Consider the following 15,607-nt stretch of genomic DNA (forward strand, 5'->3'; position numbering starts at 1 on the left):
TCTCATGAGCGCGCTGACGGGCCTCGAGCTCCGCAGCACGATCACCGCGGGCGGAGAGCTGCGGCTCGAGCTCGAGGAGGTCACGGTGCCCGATCCCGGACCCGACGAGGTCGTCATCCAGGTCGAGGCGGCACCGATCAATCCCTCGGACCTCGGTCTGCTGATCGGCCCGGCCGACCTGTCGACGATGCACGGCTCGGGAACCCCCGACCGACCCGTCATCACGGCAGAGGTTCCGACGAAGCGACTGGCCGCCGTGGCGGCGCGGCTCGATCAGTCCCTCGCGGTCGGCAACGAGGGTGCCGGAACCGTCGTGGCGGCGGGTGTCAACGCCACCCACTTGCTCGGCAAGCAGGTCGGCGCCATGGGACTCGCGATGTACGCGGAGTACTGCGTCGTGCCGGCCTCCGGGTGCAGCGTCCTGCCCGACGGTGCCACGGCGGCCGATGGCGCGGCGATGTTCGTCAACCCGCTCACAGCCCTCAGCATGATCGAGACCATGCGGTCCGAAGGCCACACCGCCATCGTGCACACCGCGGCTGCGTCAACGCTCGGACAGATGCTGCTGCGCGTGTGCCTGGCCGATGGGATCGACCTGGTCGCCATCGTGCGAAGCCCGGAACAGGTGGCGCTCCTGCGGGAGGCGGGCGCCACGCACGTACTCGACAGCACGGCCGAGGACTTCGACGAGGCGCTGGCCGACGCGATCACCACGACCGGGGCGACGATCGCCTTCGACGCGATCGGTGGCGGGACGTTGGCCGGCCAGATCCTGCATGCGATGGAGGTCGGGATCAACCGGCGCGGTGACGGAACGTACAGCCGCTACGGCTCGGACGCGAAGAAGCAGGTGTACATCTACGGCGGCCTGGACCTGGGCCCGACGGTCCTGACTCGCACCTTCGGCATGTCGTGGAGTTGCGGCGGTTGGCTGCTGATGCCGTTCCTGGCCGCGGCGGGTCCTCAGGTCGAGCAGCGGCTGCGCCAGCGGGTGGTCGACGAGCTGACGACGCTGTTCGCCAGCGACTACGCCCACCGCATCACGCTGACCGAGGCCCTGCAGCCAGAGGTGCTGGCGAAGTACGTCCGGAAGCAGACCGGCGAGAAGTACCTGATCGTCCCGCCGGGCTGACCCCTGCCTGCCCGGGATCGCGACGGCTCGTCCCGGGCTCGGCTCTCAGCCGCGCTCGGCCACCTGCTTCAGGCGGCGCTCGGCACGGTCCTGGAACTCCTCCATCAAGCTGAAGTCGTCGACCGCGGTGCGCGCGACGACCTGGTCCATGGCCGTTCCCTGGATGAGCCGCTTGATGGGCACCTCCAGCTTCTTGCCGGTCTTGGTGTGGGGGATCCCGCGGACGGCGATGACCTCGTCGGGGACGTGACGCGGGGAGGCCTTCTCCCTGATCCGGGTGCGGATGGTCTCGACCAGAGCCTCGTCGAGCTCGGTGCGGTCCTGCAGCACCACGAACAACGGCATCCAGTACCCGCCGTCGGCCTCCTCCGCACCGATGACCAGAGCCTCGACGATCTCGTCCATCGACTCGACGGCCGCGTAGATGTCGGCGGAGCCCATCCGCACGCCGTTGCGGTTGAGGGTGGAGTCGGAGCGCCCGTGGACGACGACCGTGCCCCGATCCGTGACCGTGATCCAGTCACCATGGCGCCACACGCCGGGAAAGGTCTCGAAGTACGCCGCGCGGTACTTGGCGCCGTCCGGGTCGTTCCAGAAGCGCAGGGGCATGCTCGGCATCGACCGTGTGACGACGAGTTCGCCGACGTGGTCGATCACGGGTTGGCCGTCGTCGTCCCAGGCGGCGGTGGCGATGCCCAGCCCGCGCACCGAGAGCTCACCCGACCAGATCGGCACCGTGGGAGCACCCAGCGCGAAGGACGCGCACACGTCCGTGCCACCGGACTGGGAGAACAGCGGGATGGGCCCGACCTCGTCACGGACGTAGGGGAAGGAACGCTGCGCCAGTGGCGAACCGGTGCTGCCCATCATCCGCAGGTGCGAGAGGTCGTGTTCGGCCGCAGGCCGGACACCCGCGTCCTGGGACATCATCAGGAAGCCCGGGCTGGTGCCGAAGATCGTGACCTTCTGGTCGGCGACGATCTGCCACAGGGACGTCTCACCGGTTGGCTTGGGAGCCCCGTCGAAGCACACGACCGTGGTGCCGGTGCCGAGCGCACCCGCGAGCGAGTTCCACATCACCCAGCTCGGCGAGGTGTACCAGAAGTAGACGTCGTCGACACCCATGTCCCAATGCAGGTTGCCGGACTTCGCCTGTTCGACCGCGACACCGCCGTGCGAGTGCACGATTCCCTTGGGAAGGCCGGTCGTCCCGGACGAGAACAGGACCCAGAGCGGGTCGTTGAAGTCGGTGCTCACCGGCTCGAACGGAACGTCGGTGGCCACCGCGTCGGACCAGTCGACGACATCGTCGAGGCCGGGTCCCAGTCGCGTCACGCCGATGACGCCACGCAGACTCGGCAGGCTGGACCGCAGCTCGCGGACCGCCTCGCGCTGGTCGCGCTCACGTCCGTTGAAGAGGTGGCCGTCGGCCGCGATCAGCAGGACTGGTTCCAGTTGGGCGAAGCGATCGGTGGCAGCCTGCGCGGCATAGTCCTGCCCGACGCCGGCCCACAGTGCGCCGAGCGAAGCGGTGGCGAGGAAGGAGATCAGCGCCTCAGCGACGTTCGGCAGATAGCCCACGACCACGTCGCCGCGGTTCACCCCGAGCTCACGCATGGTCGCAGCGAGGTTGGCGGTCTGACGACGCAGCTCGTCCCACGACACCGTCTCTGCCGAGCCGTCCTCGCCCACCGTGACGATGGCGGTCGACGACCCCTCGGCTCGCGGGCGCAACAGGAACTCGGCGGTGTTGACGCGCGACCCACGAAACCAGACGGGGCTCGGCATTCCCTCCTCGGGAAGCACGTCGGCGTGATCGATCGGGGGGCCCACCTCGAAGCGGTCCCAGATGGCGTGCCAGAAGCCCTCGATGTCCGTGACCGACCAGTTCCACAGGTCGTCGTAGGTCGGAACGTCCACGTCGCGCTCATCGCGGAGCCACGCTGTGAAGCGGTGCAGTTCGGTCTCGACCGAGGGGTCCGGGTGCCAGATGATCTCGGGCGTGGTGGAAATGGTCGTCGCCTCTTCTGTCACTCGTCGAAGGTCACCGACCCGACGGGCGGTGAAGATGAAATCACCTTCATTGTCGTCGTGGCGGACCTCGGCGCGCAAGGGACCCCGAGAATGACAGCAGCCGAACCCGCAGATGCAGGTCCGGCTGTTGCCGATGTCGTGAGACATCGCATGGTCGGGGTGACAGGATTTGAACCTGCGGCCTCGTCGTCCCGAACGACGCGCGCTACCAAGCTGCGCCACACCCCGTGTGCAACCTCAGAGATTCTACCCGGTCAGGGTGAGGACTGTCGCCTCGGGGCGGCAACAGAATCTGAACGGCGTGAACGGCGACGTGCCGCAGCCGGCCGACACGTGCAGCCACGACGCGTCGTGCCCGGGCGTCCGGTGGGTGTGCAGGCCGTTCGCCCGCCGCCGGTCGATGTCGCAGTTGGTGACCAGCGCGCCGAACCCGGGTACCTGCAGCTGCCCGCCGTGCGTGTGCCCGGCCAGGATGAGCTCGTTCCCCGCGGCGTTGAAGGAGTCCAGCACGCGCAGGTAGGGCGCGTGCGCGACGCCGATCCGCAGATCAGCCGTCGCGTCGGCCGGCTGGTGGTCGAGCCGGTCGAACCGCAGGTGGGGGTCGTCGACGCCGGTGAAGGCGATGCGAGTGCCCTTGACGGTCAGCACGTCGCGGGCGTTGTTCAGGTCGCGCCAGCCCTGGTGCGACAGCACGGTGCGCAGCTCCTCGTACGGCAGGTCGCGCGGGCGCTCCCAGTCCCCGCCGACGTCCACGCCGGTGCCGCCGCTCAGGTAGGTCGCGGGATTCTTCAGCTTCGGCGAGTAGTAGTCGTTCGAGCCGAAGACGAAGACGCCCGGCACCCGCAGCAGGCCGGCCAGCGAGGCCACGAGGGGCGCCACGGCGTCGCGGTGCGCGAGGTTGTCGCCGGTGTCGACCACGAGGTCGGGCTCCAGCGCGGCGAGGGACTCCAGCCACTCCTGCTTGGCCCACTGGCCCGGCGTGAGGTGGATGTCCGACAGGTGCAGCACCCGGATCGGGTCGTGGCCCGCGGGCAGGACCGGTGCCGTGAACTCCCGGACGACGAAGCGCCGCGTGGCCTCGACGTAGGAGTAGGCCAGGGTGCCCAGCCCGAGCGCCGTCGTCGCGGTCAGCAGCCGCCCCAGTCCCATGCGGCCAGCCTAGTGGGGCGGTGCGGACCGGGGTCAGATCCAGCCGTGCTCGTAGGCGTGCTCGGCCGCCTCGTGACGCGAGGACGTGTCCGTCTTGGCCATGGCGTTCGACAGGTAGTTGCGCACCGTGCCCTCGGCGAGGTGCAGCGTCCCGGCGATCTCGGCGACCGACAGGTGCCTCCGGGTCAGCCGCAGGGCGTCCAGCTCACGATCCGACAATGGGCACGCCTCGGCCTCGAGCGCGGCGGCCGCGACCTCGGAGTCGACGTAGCGCTTGCCCGCGGCCACCTCGCGGATCACCTCCGCCAGCGCCGAGACCGGGCTGGACTTGGGCACGAAGCCGGAGACGCCTGCCGCCATCGCACGACGCAGCACTCCCGGCCGCGCGTGCCGTGTCATCAGCACCGAGCGGGAGCGCCCGTCGATCTGGGTCGCCACCTCGATCCCGTCCGTCGGCGGCATCTCGAGGTCCAGCAGGACCACGTCGGGCTCGTGCAGGCGGACCAGGTCGAGGCCGTCGGCGCCGTTGGCCGCCTCGCCCACGACCTCGAGGTCCTCCTCCAGCGCCAGCAGTGCCACGATCGCGCTGCGGATCATCTCCTCGTCGTCGACGACCACGACACGGATCACGTGAACACCTCGACCGTGAAGACGTCGCCGTCCCGCCGCACCGACAGGCGACCGCCGGCGGCCGCCACGCGCTCGGTGAGCGACGCGAGACCCGAACCGTGGGACGAGGCCGTCGGCTCGGCCGCGCCGTCGTTGACGATCGTGAGCCGATCCGGCACGGCCGAGATCCGCACCGAGGTCGCGTCGCTGTGGCGCAGGATGTTCGTGGTCGCCTCCCGCAGCGCCAGCGCGAACAGCGGCCGGTCGAGCTCCTCGGAGCACTCGACCACGACGTCGGCGCCCGTGGCCTCGAGCACGGCGGCAGCGTTCGCGATCTCCTCGCGCAGGCTCGTGCGCCGGTAGCCGCGCACGATCTCCTTCGTCTCCGTGATGGCGGCGCGGGCGATCTGCTGGACCTCGGCCATCGACGCGCGCGCGGCGTCGGGGTCGCGGTCGAGCTGCCGCTCGGCCAGCTCGGCCTTCAGCGCGATGACCTGCAGGTGGTGGCCCTGGACGTCGTGGAGATCGGCGGCGAGGCGCAGGCGCTCGCGCACGGCGGCCAGGTCGGCCTCGGCCTGACCTCGAGACCGGACCTGGAGCATGAGCTGCCACAGCCAGACCTGGAAGATGCAGACCGCCGGGAGGATGAGCGCGAGGTAGAACAGGACCCAGCCCCCCTCGACATCGAGATCGCGCAGCTGCTCCCATCCCCCGACGGCGTACACCCCGAGCAGGGCGGGCAGCGTGACGATGAGCAGCATGTTCCGGCGCCGCGCTGCGAGGTCGACCGCCAGCAGCGACACCACGAGCCACGGCACCATGACGATGCCCACCGGGAACGCCGGCGGGATCCACGCCAGCGGCAGGACCAGGAGCGCCGGAGCGAGGTACCGCGCCCGCTGCGACCACGTGAGCTGCTCGTGCCCGAGTCCGGCGCGGGCGGAGGCGACCAGCGGACGGCACGAGAGCAGGACGACGGCCGCGATGACCACCAGCAGCAGCACGTTGCGGAGCACCGCCGTGCCCTCGATCAGGTCCGCCGACGCCCGCGTGACCGGCCCGACCAGCCCGATCACGACGTAGATCCACAGGCTCGAGGCCGTGTAGCGCCACGTCGCCAGGAAGCCGTCAGGGTTCGAGCTCACGGCTCGACCGTAGCCGAGGAGGCGCATGACAGATGTCATCAGTCATGGTGACGCCGCGCTCTGGTGACACCCGCCGGAGGTCGACGAGGGTGGAGTCATGGAGACCAACGACACGACCGTGATCGAGGCCCGAGGGCTCGTGTGCTCGTACGGCGACTTCACCGCCGTACGGGACGTCGACCTCACCGTGCACCGCGGTGAGCTCTTCGCCCTGCTCGGCACCAACGGCGCGGGCAAGACCACGACCATGGAGACCCTCGAGGGCCACCGCGCGGCCGACGGCGGGCAGGTCCGCATCCTGGGCCTGGACCCCGTCGCCGATCGCGGTGCTCTGCGCCCCCGCCTCGGCATCATGCTGCAGGAGACGGGCTTCGCCGGCGACCTCACGGTGCGCGAGACCGTCGACCTGTGGGCCAGCCTGACGACCAACCCCGGCCCGACCGACGAGGCGCTGGAGCGCCTCTCCCTGACGGACCGCGCAGGCACGCGGGTGGTCCAGCTCTCCGGTGGCCAGCGGCGACGTCTCGACCTGGTCCTGGCGACGCTGAACCGTCCCGAGGTGCTGTTCCTGGACGAGCCGACCGCGGGGCTCGACCCCGAGTCGCGCGAGTCGGCCTGGCGCTTCGTCGCCGACCTCAAGGCGAGCGGCACGACCATCGTCCTGACCACGCACTACCTCGAGGAGGCCGAGGCCCTCGCGGACCGTGTCGCGATCATGCACGAGGGGCGCCTCGCCACGGAGGGCACGCTGTCCGAGGTGATCGGCACCGCCCCGGCCGCGATCGAGTTCAGCATCGCCGACCGTCCGGGAGCCGACCTGGACCGCGAGCTACGCACCGTCGTCGATCCCGTCGGCCTGCAGATCGCCGCCGGCCGGGTCCGGCTCGACGTCGACGACCTGCAGACCTCCCTGGGGCGGCTGCTGCGCTGGGCCGACCAGCACGGCCACCGCCTCGAACGGATCAACGCCTCGGAGGCCAGCCTCTCCGAGATCTTCTCCCGCGTCAGCCACACCCGAATGGAGGATGCCTCATGAGCACCACGACCACCGCATCGCCGACGTCGATCGCCCGCATCCGGGCCATCGCCGGCTCCGAGTTCCGCCTCATCGCCCGATCCAAGGCGGTGCTGTTCAGCGCCACGCTGCTGCCACTGATGTTCGCGGTGTTCCTGTTCGTGCAGCGCGACGCCGCCGTCGAGGCCTCGGGCGACGCGGTCGCGTCCGTCGGCATGGTCTCGATGGTCGTCATGTTCTTCGTGACGTTCACCGTCTACATCACGGCCACGACGACCCTCGTGACGCGGCGGCAGGACCTGTTCCTCAAGCGGCTGCGCTCGGGCGAGTCGCCCGATCTGGTCATCCTGGCCGGACTCCTGCTGCCGCCGGTCGCGCTCTGCCTGCTCCAGACGGCCGTCGTCATGGTCGTCATGGTCGCCCTCGGCAACGGTGTCCCCGGCGCGTGGTGGTGGCTCGTCCTGGCCCTCGTCGGTCTGCTCGCCGCCTGTGTCACAGCGGCCACCGCGACCGCCGCTCTGACCCCCAACCCCAGCGCCGCCCAGATCTCGAGCATGCCCTTCGTGGCGCTCGCGCTCGGCACCCTGATCGCCTCGCCGATCACCGAGTACCGGTGGCTGGACCTGACCCCCGGCGGCGCCCTCGTGACGCTCGTCCGGGCCGCCTACGAGATCGACGTGTACGGCAACGTCGGCGTCGCCGTCGCGGGGCTGGCCCTGTGGACCTACCTGGGGTACGACCTGACGAAGCGGCTGTTCCGCTGGGAGCCGCGGCACTGACACGGAGGCGCCGGGTGGTGGGAGAATGGACGCATGTCAGCTCTCAAGGACCGTCTCCGCGACGACCTCAACATCGCCCTCAAGGCCCGTGACGCGCTGCGCACCTCCGTGATCCGGATGGTGCTCGCCGCGATCACCAATGCCGAGGTGGCCGGCAAGGAGGCACGAGAGCTGACCGACGACGACGTCCTCACCGTGCTCTCGTCCGAGGCCAAGAAGCGCCGCGAGTCGGCCACCGCGTTCGACGAGGGGCACCGCCCCGAGCTGGCCGACAAGGAGCGGGCCGAGGCGGCGATCCTGGCCGAGTACCTCCCCGAGCCGCTCGGCGACGAGGAGATCGCTGCCCTCGTGGCCGGCGCCATCGAGCAGACCGGCGCCGCCGGCGAGGGCATGAGGGCCATGGGCAAGGTCATGGGCGCCGTGACGGCGCAGACCAAGGGCCGGGCCGACGGTGGGGCCGTGGCGGCCGAGGTCAGGCGCCAGCTGGGCGCCTGACGCCCGGATCAGGCCTCTGGCTCAATCGTCGTCCCCGCCGCGACCGCGTCCGCGGCCTCGGCGATCGTCGTCGTCCCCGCCGCTCTTCTTCGTCGCCTTCGGCGCCGAGGGAAGCGTGACCGCGTCGAACTTGGCCGGGGTGAGCGACTTCTCGATCTCGCCCATCGCCGCCTTCCACTGCGGACCGGCCAGCGAGGAGCCGCCGGCCTGCGCGAACGACACCGGCACGCCCCGCAGGGTGGTGCCGACCAGACCGGCCGGCTGACCCTTCTTGTTGATGCCGGCGATCATCGAGGCCGCCGAGATCTCGGGGGTGTAGCCGACGTACCAGACGGCCTTGCTGTCGTTGGTCGTACCGGTCTTGGCGGCCGACGGAATGCTCAGGCCGGTGCCGTTGCTGTGGCCGAAGCCGCCCGGCTGCTGCAGGCCCACGAGGATCGCGTTCACCGTGGCGGCGGTCTTCTTGCTCATCGCGCGCTTGCACTCGGGCTTGTACTTCTTGATCGTCTTGCCACTGCGGTCGAGGATCTCGGCGACCGGCAGCGGCTCGCAGTACATGCCACCCGCGGCGGGCGCGGCGTACGCGGCCGCCATGTCCAGCGGGCTGACGTCGATCGGGCCCAGCGTGAAGGACGGGATGTAGCTGCCCGGGCTGCCCTTGTCGATGTCCGGCTCGGCGGTGGGGATGCCCAGTCGCTTGGCCATCTTGACCGTCTCGCACAGGCCGGCGTCGCGCTCGAGCTGGGCGAAGTAGGTGTTCACCGAGCGACGCAGGCCGGTGACCATGTTGAAGCCGCCGGCGCCCGTGGAGTTCTTGACCTCCCACTGGCCGGTGCCGTTGCCGTCGCAGTCGAAGTAGGTGCCCGTGGGGATCCGCATCGTCTGCGGCGAGTTGTAGGACTTGTTCGCCGGGATGCCGTCCTCGAGCGCGGCGGCCGCCGTGAACATCTTGAAGGTCGAGCCGGCCTGGAAGCCGTTCGAGTCGCCGTACCGACGCGGCACGGTGAAGTTGATGTACGTCTCGCCCTTCTTCTTGCCCATCGAGCGCGACTGGCCGATGGCGCGGACCTTGCCCGTTCCGGGCTCGACGAGGGCCAGCGAGCCGATCGCCTTGTCGTTCGCGCCGACGTACTGCGTGACGGCCTTGTTGACCGACTTCTGCATCGAGAGGTCGATGTTGGTCTTGATCGTCAGGCCGCCCCGCTCGAGCATCGCCTGGCGCTCCTTGACGGTCTCGCCCAGCGCAGGCTCCTGCAGCAGGTAGCGGCGGATGTAGTCGCACGAGAACGCGGCATCGGAGTCGACGCAGCCGTTCGGGAACGAGGTGATCTTCAGCCCGATCGGGGTGGCGCTGAGCTTCTCGGCCTCGGCCGCGGGGATCTTGCCCAGCCGGGCCATGACGCCGAGCACCGTGTTGCGGCGCTGCAGCGCGCGTTCGGGGTAGATGCGCGGGTTGAACTGCTCGGGGTTCTGGACGAGTCCGGCCAGCGTGGCGGCCTGGGCGGTCGAGAGCTTGTCGGGGCTGACCGAGAAGTAGTGGTAGGCCGCGGCGCGGATGCCGTAGGCCCCGTCGCCGAAGTAGGCGATGTTCAGGTAGTGCTCCAGGATCTCGTCCTTGGAGTACTTCTTCTCGTAGTTGATCGCCAGCTTCAGCTCGCGGATCTTGCGCGCGGTGGAGACCTCGGTGGCGGCGGCGCGCTGCTCCTTCGTGGTGGCCTGCTGCACGAGGGTCAGCTTCACCAGCTGCTGGGTGATCGACGAGCCGCCCTGGGTGTTGCCCGCGGAGGCGTTGTTCATCAGGGCGCGCAGGGTGCCCTTGAGGTCGAGGGCGCCGTGCTCGTAGAAGCGGTAGTCCTCGATCGAGATGATCGCCGTCTGCATGACGGGGGCGATCTTCTCGAGCGGCACGTCCTGGCGGTTCTCCTGGTAGAAGTACGCGACGCGCTTGCCGTTGGAGGCGATCAGCCGGGTGGTCTGCGGGTTCGGCAGGTCCTGCAGCGCGAGCGGCAGGTCGACGATGTCCTTGCTGGCCTTGTTCGAGGTGGCCGCCAGGAAGGCGGTGCCCGGCACGAAGATCGCCGCGACGATCACGCCAGCCAGCGCCGAGAGCCACGCGATCGAGCCGATCGCCCCCAGCTTGGACGTCGGCCGCGGTTCGCTCTCGGCGACCTTCTTGATCGAGTCACCCATGTCCTGCCACGCCATGGACACGAGGATACGGGAGAACGGCAACCGGATCCGCCAGCGCCGACGCGGCGGGGACGAGGCGGGAACGAGGCTCGGCATGACTAGTTGGAACTATGTATCAACTACCCGGACGAATCTGTCCGGTTCCCCCGATGATCCCTACGCTGAAGTCACAGCAGAAACAAACCTCCTTCCGGTCACGGGGACCGGCGGGATCTCGGGAAAGGTCTCTGCGCATGTGGAACAACAACTGGTCTCAGGACGCCGCCTGCTTGGGAAAGTCCGACGATCTCTTCGTCAAGGGCGCTGAGCAGAACCGCGCCAAGCTCGTCTGCAACGGCTGCGACGTCCGGGCCGAGTGCCTCGCCGAAGCCCTGGACAACCGCATCGAGTGGGGCGTGTGGGGCGGCATGACCGAGCGCGAGCGCCGTGCGCTGCTGCGCCGCAAGCCCAACGTCCGCAAGTGGCGCGAGCTGCTGGTCGTCGCCAGCTGACCTGCCTCAGGCGCCCTGCGGGGCGCCGAGGTGGTCGCCGATCACCCTGAGGCCCCCGAGGTCGTGGACGTCCGTGTCCAGCGCGGGCACGGGGACGACCTCCACGTTCCGGTGGGCCGCACTGAACCGCTCACGCAGCCGGTTCTCCCGCTCCGCCAGCCGCATCCGCTCGGCATGGACGTCGAGCAGCTCGGCCGTCCGGCGCTCGGCCGCCTTGCCCTGGGCCAGCCGGGGCGACGCCGACTCGGCATCGGCCGCCGACACCCCCGCCGCCGACTCGTCGTGGACGCGGTTCACCACGAGGCCCGCCAGTGGCATGTCGTCGGCCGCCAGCCGCTCCACGAAGTAGGCCGCCTCGCGCATCGCCGCCGACTCGGGCGCCGCGATCACCAGGAAGGCCGTGCCCTCCGCCTGCAGGAGTGAGAACGTCGCCTCCGCGCGCTGACGGAAGCCGCCGAACAGCGTGTCGAACGCCGCGATGAAGGTCTGCATGTCGGTGAGCACCTGGGCGCCGAGCACCTTGTTGAGCGCCGCGGTCACGATGCCCAGGCCCGCCGAGAGCAGCCGCGCCGGACCGCGCGCGGGCGCCAGCATGAGGCGGATGAACCGGCCGTCGAGCAGGGACGAGAGCCGCTCGGGGGCGTCGAGGAAGTCCAGCGCCGAGCGCGACGGAGGCGTGTCCACGACGATGAGGTCCCACCGGTCCTCGGCGTGCAGCTGGCCGAGCTTCTCCATCGCCATGTACTCCTGCGTGCCCGCGAACGAGCTCGACAGCGCGACGTAGAAGGGGTTCGCGAGGATCTCCGCGGCCTTCTCGGGCGAGGCGTGCGCCTCGACCACCTCGTCGAAGGTGGTCTTCATGTCGAGCATCATCGCGTCCAGCGAGCCGCCGGCCGACGTGTCGATCCCCTTCACCGGGCGGGGCGTGTTGTCCAGCTCGAGCAGTCCCAGCGACTGCGCCAGGCGTCGCGCGGGGTCGATCGTGAGCACGCAGACGGTGCGGCCGCTCTCGGCCGCGCGCAGCGCGAGCGCCGCCGCGGTGGTGGTCTTGCCGACGCCGCCCGAGCCGCAGCACACGACGATCCGGGTCTTCGGGTCGGCGATCAGGGCGTCGACGTCGATGCGCGCCGGCTGCTCGGTGCTGGAGAGGCGGCGCTCGGTGCGCGGGCGACGCTCCTTGGGCGTCGTCGTCACCCGGGCGCTCATCGCGCGTCCTCCAGGAGCGGCGCGAGCTGCACCGCGAGGTCCTGCAGCGCACCGAGGTCGATGCCACCGGTGAGCAGCGGCATCGACACGTGGGGCCGACTGCAGCCGTCGATGATCCGCTGCTGCTCGGTCTGGAGGTGCTGGCGCTCGACGTGGCCGAAGCCGTCCGCCACGAGCGTGCCTGCGGCCTCGCGGGGCAGGCCGGCCCGCTCCAGGACGGGAGCCACCGCCTTCGCGTCGAGCCGCCCCGCCTGGAGGGCCTCGACGGTGTCGGCCGACAGCAGCGAAGGACGCACGAGGTTCACCACGACATGACCGACGGGAAGGCCGGCACGGGTCAGCTCGTCGATGCCGTCGAGCGTCTCCTGCACGGGCATCTCCTCCAGGACGGTGACGAGGTGCACGGCCGTCTGCGGGCTGCGCATCATCTTCATGATCGACTCGGACTGGGTCTTGATCGGACCGACCTTGGCCAGGCCAGCCACGTCGTCGTTGACCCCGAGGAACCGCGCGATCCGGCCGGTGGGCGGCGCGTCGACCACCACCGCGTCGTAGACGAAGTCCGAGGACTTGTCGCCCTTGCGGCGACGCGCGGCCTCGTAGACCTTGCCCGTCAACAGCACGTCGCGCACGCCCGGCGCGATCGTCGTGGCGAAGTCGATGACGCCGAACTTGTCGAGCGCGCGGCCGGCGCGGCCGAGGCGGTAGTACATCTGCAGGTACTCCAGCAGCGCCGCCTCGGGATCGATCGCCAGCGCGTGGACGTGGCCCCCGGCGTCGCTCGTGGCGATCCGGCGCTCCTCGTAGGGCAGCGGCGGCACGTCGAAGAGCTGGGCGATGCCCTGGCGCCCCTCGACCTCGCACAGCAGCACCGTGAGTCCGCGCCCGGCGAGGGCGAGGGCGAGGGCGGCGGCCACCGTGGTCTTGCCGGTGCCGCCCTTGCCCGTCACCACGTGCAGGGGGGTCGAGTTCGCCACGTCGTCGAGACTACCGAGGGTGGGGCGGAAGTGTCGGGCGAGAACCGTGCCCGCCCGTGCGGGATACAGTCGGCCCCATGACCAAGTGGGAATACCTGACGGCCCCGGTGCTCGTCCACGCGACCAAGCAGATCCTCGACAACTTCGGCCGCGACGGCTGGGAGCTGGTGCAGATCGTGCCGGGCATGAACCCGGAGAACCTCGTCGCCTACTTCAAGCGCCCGGTGGCCTGACATGGGTGCCGTCGTCGAACGCCTCGCCTCGATGGGCATCAGCGTGCCCGAGGTCGCCGCACCGGTGGCGTCCTACGTCCCGGCCCTGCGCAGCGGGAACCACGTGTACACGTCGGGCCAGCTGCCGTTCGTCGACGGTGTCCTGCCGGGCACCGGCAAGGTCGGCGCGGAGGTCTCGCCCGAGGACGCGCAGGAGTACGCACGCCTGTGCGCCCTGAACGTCATCGCGGCGATCGCCTCGGTGGTCGACCTCGACTCGGTCGTGCGGGTCGTGAAGCTGACCGTGTTCGTGGCCAGCGCGCCCGACTTCACCGGCCAGCCGGCCGTGGCCAACGGCGCGAGCGACCTGATGGCCGCCGCGTTCGGTGCCGCCGGCTCCCACGCACGCAGCGCCGTGGGCGTCGCCGTCCTCCCGTTGGACACCCCCGTCGAGATCGACGCGGTCGTCGAGGTGGCCTGACGTGCTGGTCCCCGTGCCGGCACCCATGCAGGAGCGGCTCCGGGACTTCGATCCCGCCGCGGCCGCCGCCCCGAAGGACGCGGCCACGATCGCCGTCGTGCGCGACGGGCCCGAGGGCCTCGAGGCCTTCCTCATGCGCCGTCACTCCGGCATGGCCTTCGCCGCGGGAATGTACGTCTTCCCCGGTGGCGGGGTCCAGGACGACGACGGTGAGCCCATGCAGTGGGTGGGCCCGCCCCCCGAGGCGTGGGCCGAGCGGTTCACCTGCGCCCCCGACCTGGCCGGCCGCCTCGTGGTGGCGGCCGTCCGCGAGACGTTCGAGGAGACCGGTGTGCTGCTCGCCGGCCCCGACGAGAGCTCGATCGTGGGCGACACCACCGACCTCGCGTGGGCCCGCGAGGCGCTCGAGACCAAGGAGCTGTCGTTCGCGCGGTTCCTGGCCGATGAAGGGCTGGTCCTGCGCGCCGACCTGCTCGGCGGGTGGGCGCACTGGATCACCCCGGCGCTCGAGCCGCGCCGCTACGACACCCGCTTCTTCGTCGCGGCCCTGCCGCGCGGCCAGCGGATCGGCACCGTGAGCACCGAGGCCGACAAGTCCCTGTGGGCACCCCTGTCGAAGGTGCTCGCCCTCGTGGACGAGGGCCGTGCTGCCATGCTGCCGCCCACCGCCGTCACGTGCCGCGAGCTGGCACCCCTTCCCGCCGCCGAGGTGCTCGAGGCGGCCACCACGCGCGAGATCCGCCCCATCGAGCCGCGCCTCGTCCAGCAGGACGGCCAGTGGTGGCTCGAGCTCGAGAGAGAGGAGCACCTGTGAGCGAGCGTCAGCACGTCACCGACCGTGCATCGTTCATCCTGGCCGACAACCCCGGGATCATGACCCTCGACGGCACGAACACCTGGATCCTGCGCGAGCCCGGCGCGTCACGCTCGGTCGTGGTCGACCCCGGCCCCGACCTCGCGGAGCACCTCGATGCCGTCGTGGAGGCCGCGGGCGAGGTCGCGTTGGTGCTCTTCACGCACCACCACGGCGACCACACCGACGCCCTCGCCTCGATCGTCGCGGCCACCGGCGCGCCCACCCGGGCGATCTCGCCGGAGTACACGCGTGACGCCGACCCACTGACCGACGGGGAGCGGATCGAGCTCGACGGACTCCTCATCGACGTGGTGGCCGCGCCGGGCCACACGAAGGACTCGGTGGCGTTCCTGCTGCCGCAGGATCGTGCCCTGCTCAGCGGCGACATGGTGCTGGGCCGCGGCACCACCGTCGTGGCCCACCCCGACGGGGCGCTCGGTCCCTACCTGGAGTCCATGCGCCGGTTCCGCGCGCTGGTGGCCGCCGGAGAGGTCTCGACGATCCTGCCCGGCCACGGGCCGGTCGTGACGGATCCGGGCACCGTCCTGGACTTCTACCTCACGCACCGCGAGGAACGCCTCGGCCAGGTGCGCGACGCGGTCTCGCGAGGCGCTCGCACCGCCCGCGAGGTGGTGGAGACCGTCTACGCCGACGTCGATCCCGTGCTGTGGGGCGCCGCCGAGCTCTCGGTGCGCGCCCAGCTGGAGTACCTGGAAGGCGCTTGACCGTTCCCGATCAGCTTCGGGTGGTTTCGATACGCGGCTCGTCCTCGCCAGCTACTCAACCACCGAGCGCGGTGATCGAGTGGCGGCGAGCGCAGCGAGACGCCGTATCGA

At 70.6% G+C, this 15,607-nt stretch carries 16 protein-coding genes and 1 tRNA gene; 9 read left to right on the plus strand and 8 right to left on the minus strand.

The window, feature by feature from the left end; all coding sequences use genetic code 11:
• Window positions 1-4 precede the first annotated feature (4 nt).
• Window positions 5-1,132 carry a zinc-binding dehydrogenase gene (locus tag B5D60_RS07220; protein ID WP_078699525.1) on the plus strand — a complete coding sequence of 376 codons (1,128 nt, stop codon included), beginning with the start codon at window positions 5-7 and terminating at the stop codon, window positions 1,130-1,132.
• 45 nt (window positions 1,133-1,177) lie between these two features.
• Here the strand turns inward: B5D60_RS07220 and B5D60_RS07225 are convergent, their stop codons facing one another.
• The 5 genes from B5D60_RS07225 to B5D60_RS07245 all read right to left on the minus strand — a co-directional run bounded on the left by B5D60_RS07225 (window position 1,178) and on the right by B5D60_RS07245 (window position 6,069).
• Window positions 1,178-3,313 (minus strand): acetoacetate--CoA ligase, encoded by a 2,136-nt coding sequence (locus B5D60_RS07225; RefSeq protein ID WP_078699526.1) that lies wholly within the window; start codon window positions 3,311-3,313, stop codon window positions 1,178-1,180.
• A 4-nt stretch (window positions 3,314-3,317) separates the two neighbouring features.
• A tRNA-Pro gene (locus B5D60_RS07230) sits at window positions 3,318-3,394 on the minus strand.
• A gap of 18 nt (window positions 3,395-3,412) precedes the next feature.
• On the minus strand, window positions 3,413-4,315 hold the full coding sequence (locus B5D60_RS07235) for a metallophosphoesterase (protein ID WP_078699527.1): 903 nt from the start codon (window positions 4,313-4,315) through the stop codon (window positions 3,413-3,415).
• A gap of 33 nt (window positions 4,316-4,348) precedes the next feature.
• Entirely contained in the window at window positions 4,349-4,945 is a 597-nt protein-coding gene (locus B5D60_RS07240; protein ID WP_078699528.1) for a response regulator transcription factor, read from the minus strand.
• Window positions 4,942-6,069, minus strand: coding sequence for a sensor histidine kinase (locus B5D60_RS07245; protein WP_153302901.1), 1,128 nt, complete (start codon window positions 6,067-6,069; stop codon window positions 4,942-4,944). Before B5D60_RS07245 ends, B5D60_RS07240 begins: the two co-directional genes overlap by 4 nt.
• Window positions 6,070-6,166: 97 nt before the next feature.
• Here B5D60_RS07245 and B5D60_RS07250 point away from each other — a divergent pair, with 97 nt between their 5' ends.
• The 3 genes from B5D60_RS07250 to B5D60_RS07260 are packed head-to-tail and all read left to right on the plus strand — an operon-like array spanning window position 6,167 to window position 8,358.
• Entirely contained in the window at window positions 6,167-7,105 is a 939-nt protein-coding gene (locus tag B5D60_RS07250) for an ABC transporter ATP-binding protein (RefSeq protein WP_078699530.1), read from the plus strand.
• Complete coding sequence (locus tag B5D60_RS07255) at window positions 7,102-7,863, plus strand: ABC transporter permease (protein ID WP_078699531.1); 762 nt, start codon at window positions 7,102-7,104, stop codon at window positions 7,861-7,863. Before B5D60_RS07250 ends, B5D60_RS07255 begins: the two co-directional genes overlap by 4 nt.
• 33 nt (window positions 7,864-7,896) lie before the next feature.
• Window positions 7,897-8,358, plus strand: a complete 462-nt coding sequence (locus tag B5D60_RS07260) for a GatB/YqeY domain-containing protein (protein WP_078699532.1) — start codon at window positions 7,897-7,899, stop codon at window positions 8,356-8,358.
• Window positions 8,359-8,379: 21 nt separating this feature from the next.
• Here B5D60_RS07260 and B5D60_RS07265 read toward each other — a convergent pair whose 3' ends face one another.
• Window positions 8,380-10,563, minus strand: coding sequence for a transglycosylase domain-containing protein (locus tag B5D60_RS07265; protein WP_153302902.1), 2,184 nt, complete (start codon window positions 10,561-10,563; stop codon window positions 8,380-8,382).
• Window positions 10,564-10,781: 218 nt separating this feature from the next.
• On the opposite strand from B5D60_RS07265, the gene B5D60_RS07270 reads away from it, so the two are divergent.
• Window positions 10,782-11,039, plus strand: coding sequence for a WhiB family transcriptional regulator (locus B5D60_RS07270; protein ID WP_078699534.1), 258 nt, complete (start codon window positions 10,782-10,784; stop codon window positions 11,037-11,039).
• 6 nt (window positions 11,040-11,045) lie between these two features.
• Here the strand turns inward: B5D60_RS07270 and B5D60_RS07275 are convergent, their stop codons facing one another.
• Both B5D60_RS07275 and B5D60_RS07280 read right to left on the minus strand, forming a co-directional pair.
• Entirely contained in the window at window positions 11,046-12,245 is a 1,200-nt protein-coding gene (locus tag B5D60_RS07275; RefSeq protein ID WP_078699535.1) for an ArsA family ATPase, read from the minus strand.
• The gene (locus B5D60_RS07280) at window positions 12,242-13,222 is read right to left on the minus strand and encodes an ArsA-related P-loop ATPase (RefSeq protein ID WP_078699536.1); all 981 of its coding nucleotides are present in this window, start codon (window positions 13,220-13,222) and stop codon (window positions 12,242-12,244) included. The genes B5D60_RS07275 and B5D60_RS07280 overlap by 4 nt, the downstream gene beginning before the upstream one ends.
• 77 nt (window positions 13,223-13,299) lie before the next feature.
• On the opposite strand from B5D60_RS07280, the gene B5D60_RS16695 reads away from it, so the two are divergent.
• From B5D60_RS16695 to B5D60_RS07295, 4 genes are read left to right on the plus strand one after another with little or no spacing between them, the layout of a single operon-like run.
• Window positions 13,300-13,455 carry a DUF4177 domain-containing protein gene (locus B5D60_RS16695; RefSeq protein ID WP_153302903.1) on the plus strand — a complete coding sequence of 52 codons (156 nt, stop codon included), beginning with the start codon at window positions 13,300-13,302 and terminating at the stop codon, window positions 13,453-13,455.
• A gap of 1 nt (window position 13,456) precedes the next feature.
• A complete protein-coding gene (locus tag B5D60_RS07285) occupies window positions 13,457-13,915 on the plus strand; it encodes a RidA family protein (protein WP_078699537.1) in 459 nt (152 codons plus the stop codon).
• Window position 13,916: 1 nt separating this feature from the next.
• The gene (locus tag B5D60_RS07290) at window positions 13,917-14,729 is read left to right on the plus strand and encodes an NUDIX hydrolase (protein WP_153302904.1); all 813 of its coding nucleotides are present in this window, start codon (window positions 13,917-13,919) and stop codon (window positions 14,727-14,729) included.
• Window positions 14,726-15,496: an MBL fold metallo-hydrolase gene (locus tag B5D60_RS07295; RefSeq protein ID WP_231948990.1), complete on the plus strand. Its 771-nt coding sequence runs from the start codon at window positions 14,726-14,728 to the stop codon at window positions 15,494-15,496. Before B5D60_RS07290 ends, B5D60_RS07295 begins: the two co-directional genes overlap by 4 nt.
• Window positions 15,497-15,607: the final 111 nt, after the last annotated feature.

Source organism: Aeromicrobium choanae (genome assembly GCF_900167475.1).
GTDB lineage: Bacteria > Actinomycetota > Actinomycetes > Propionibacteriales > Nocardioidaceae > Aeromicrobium > Aeromicrobium choanae.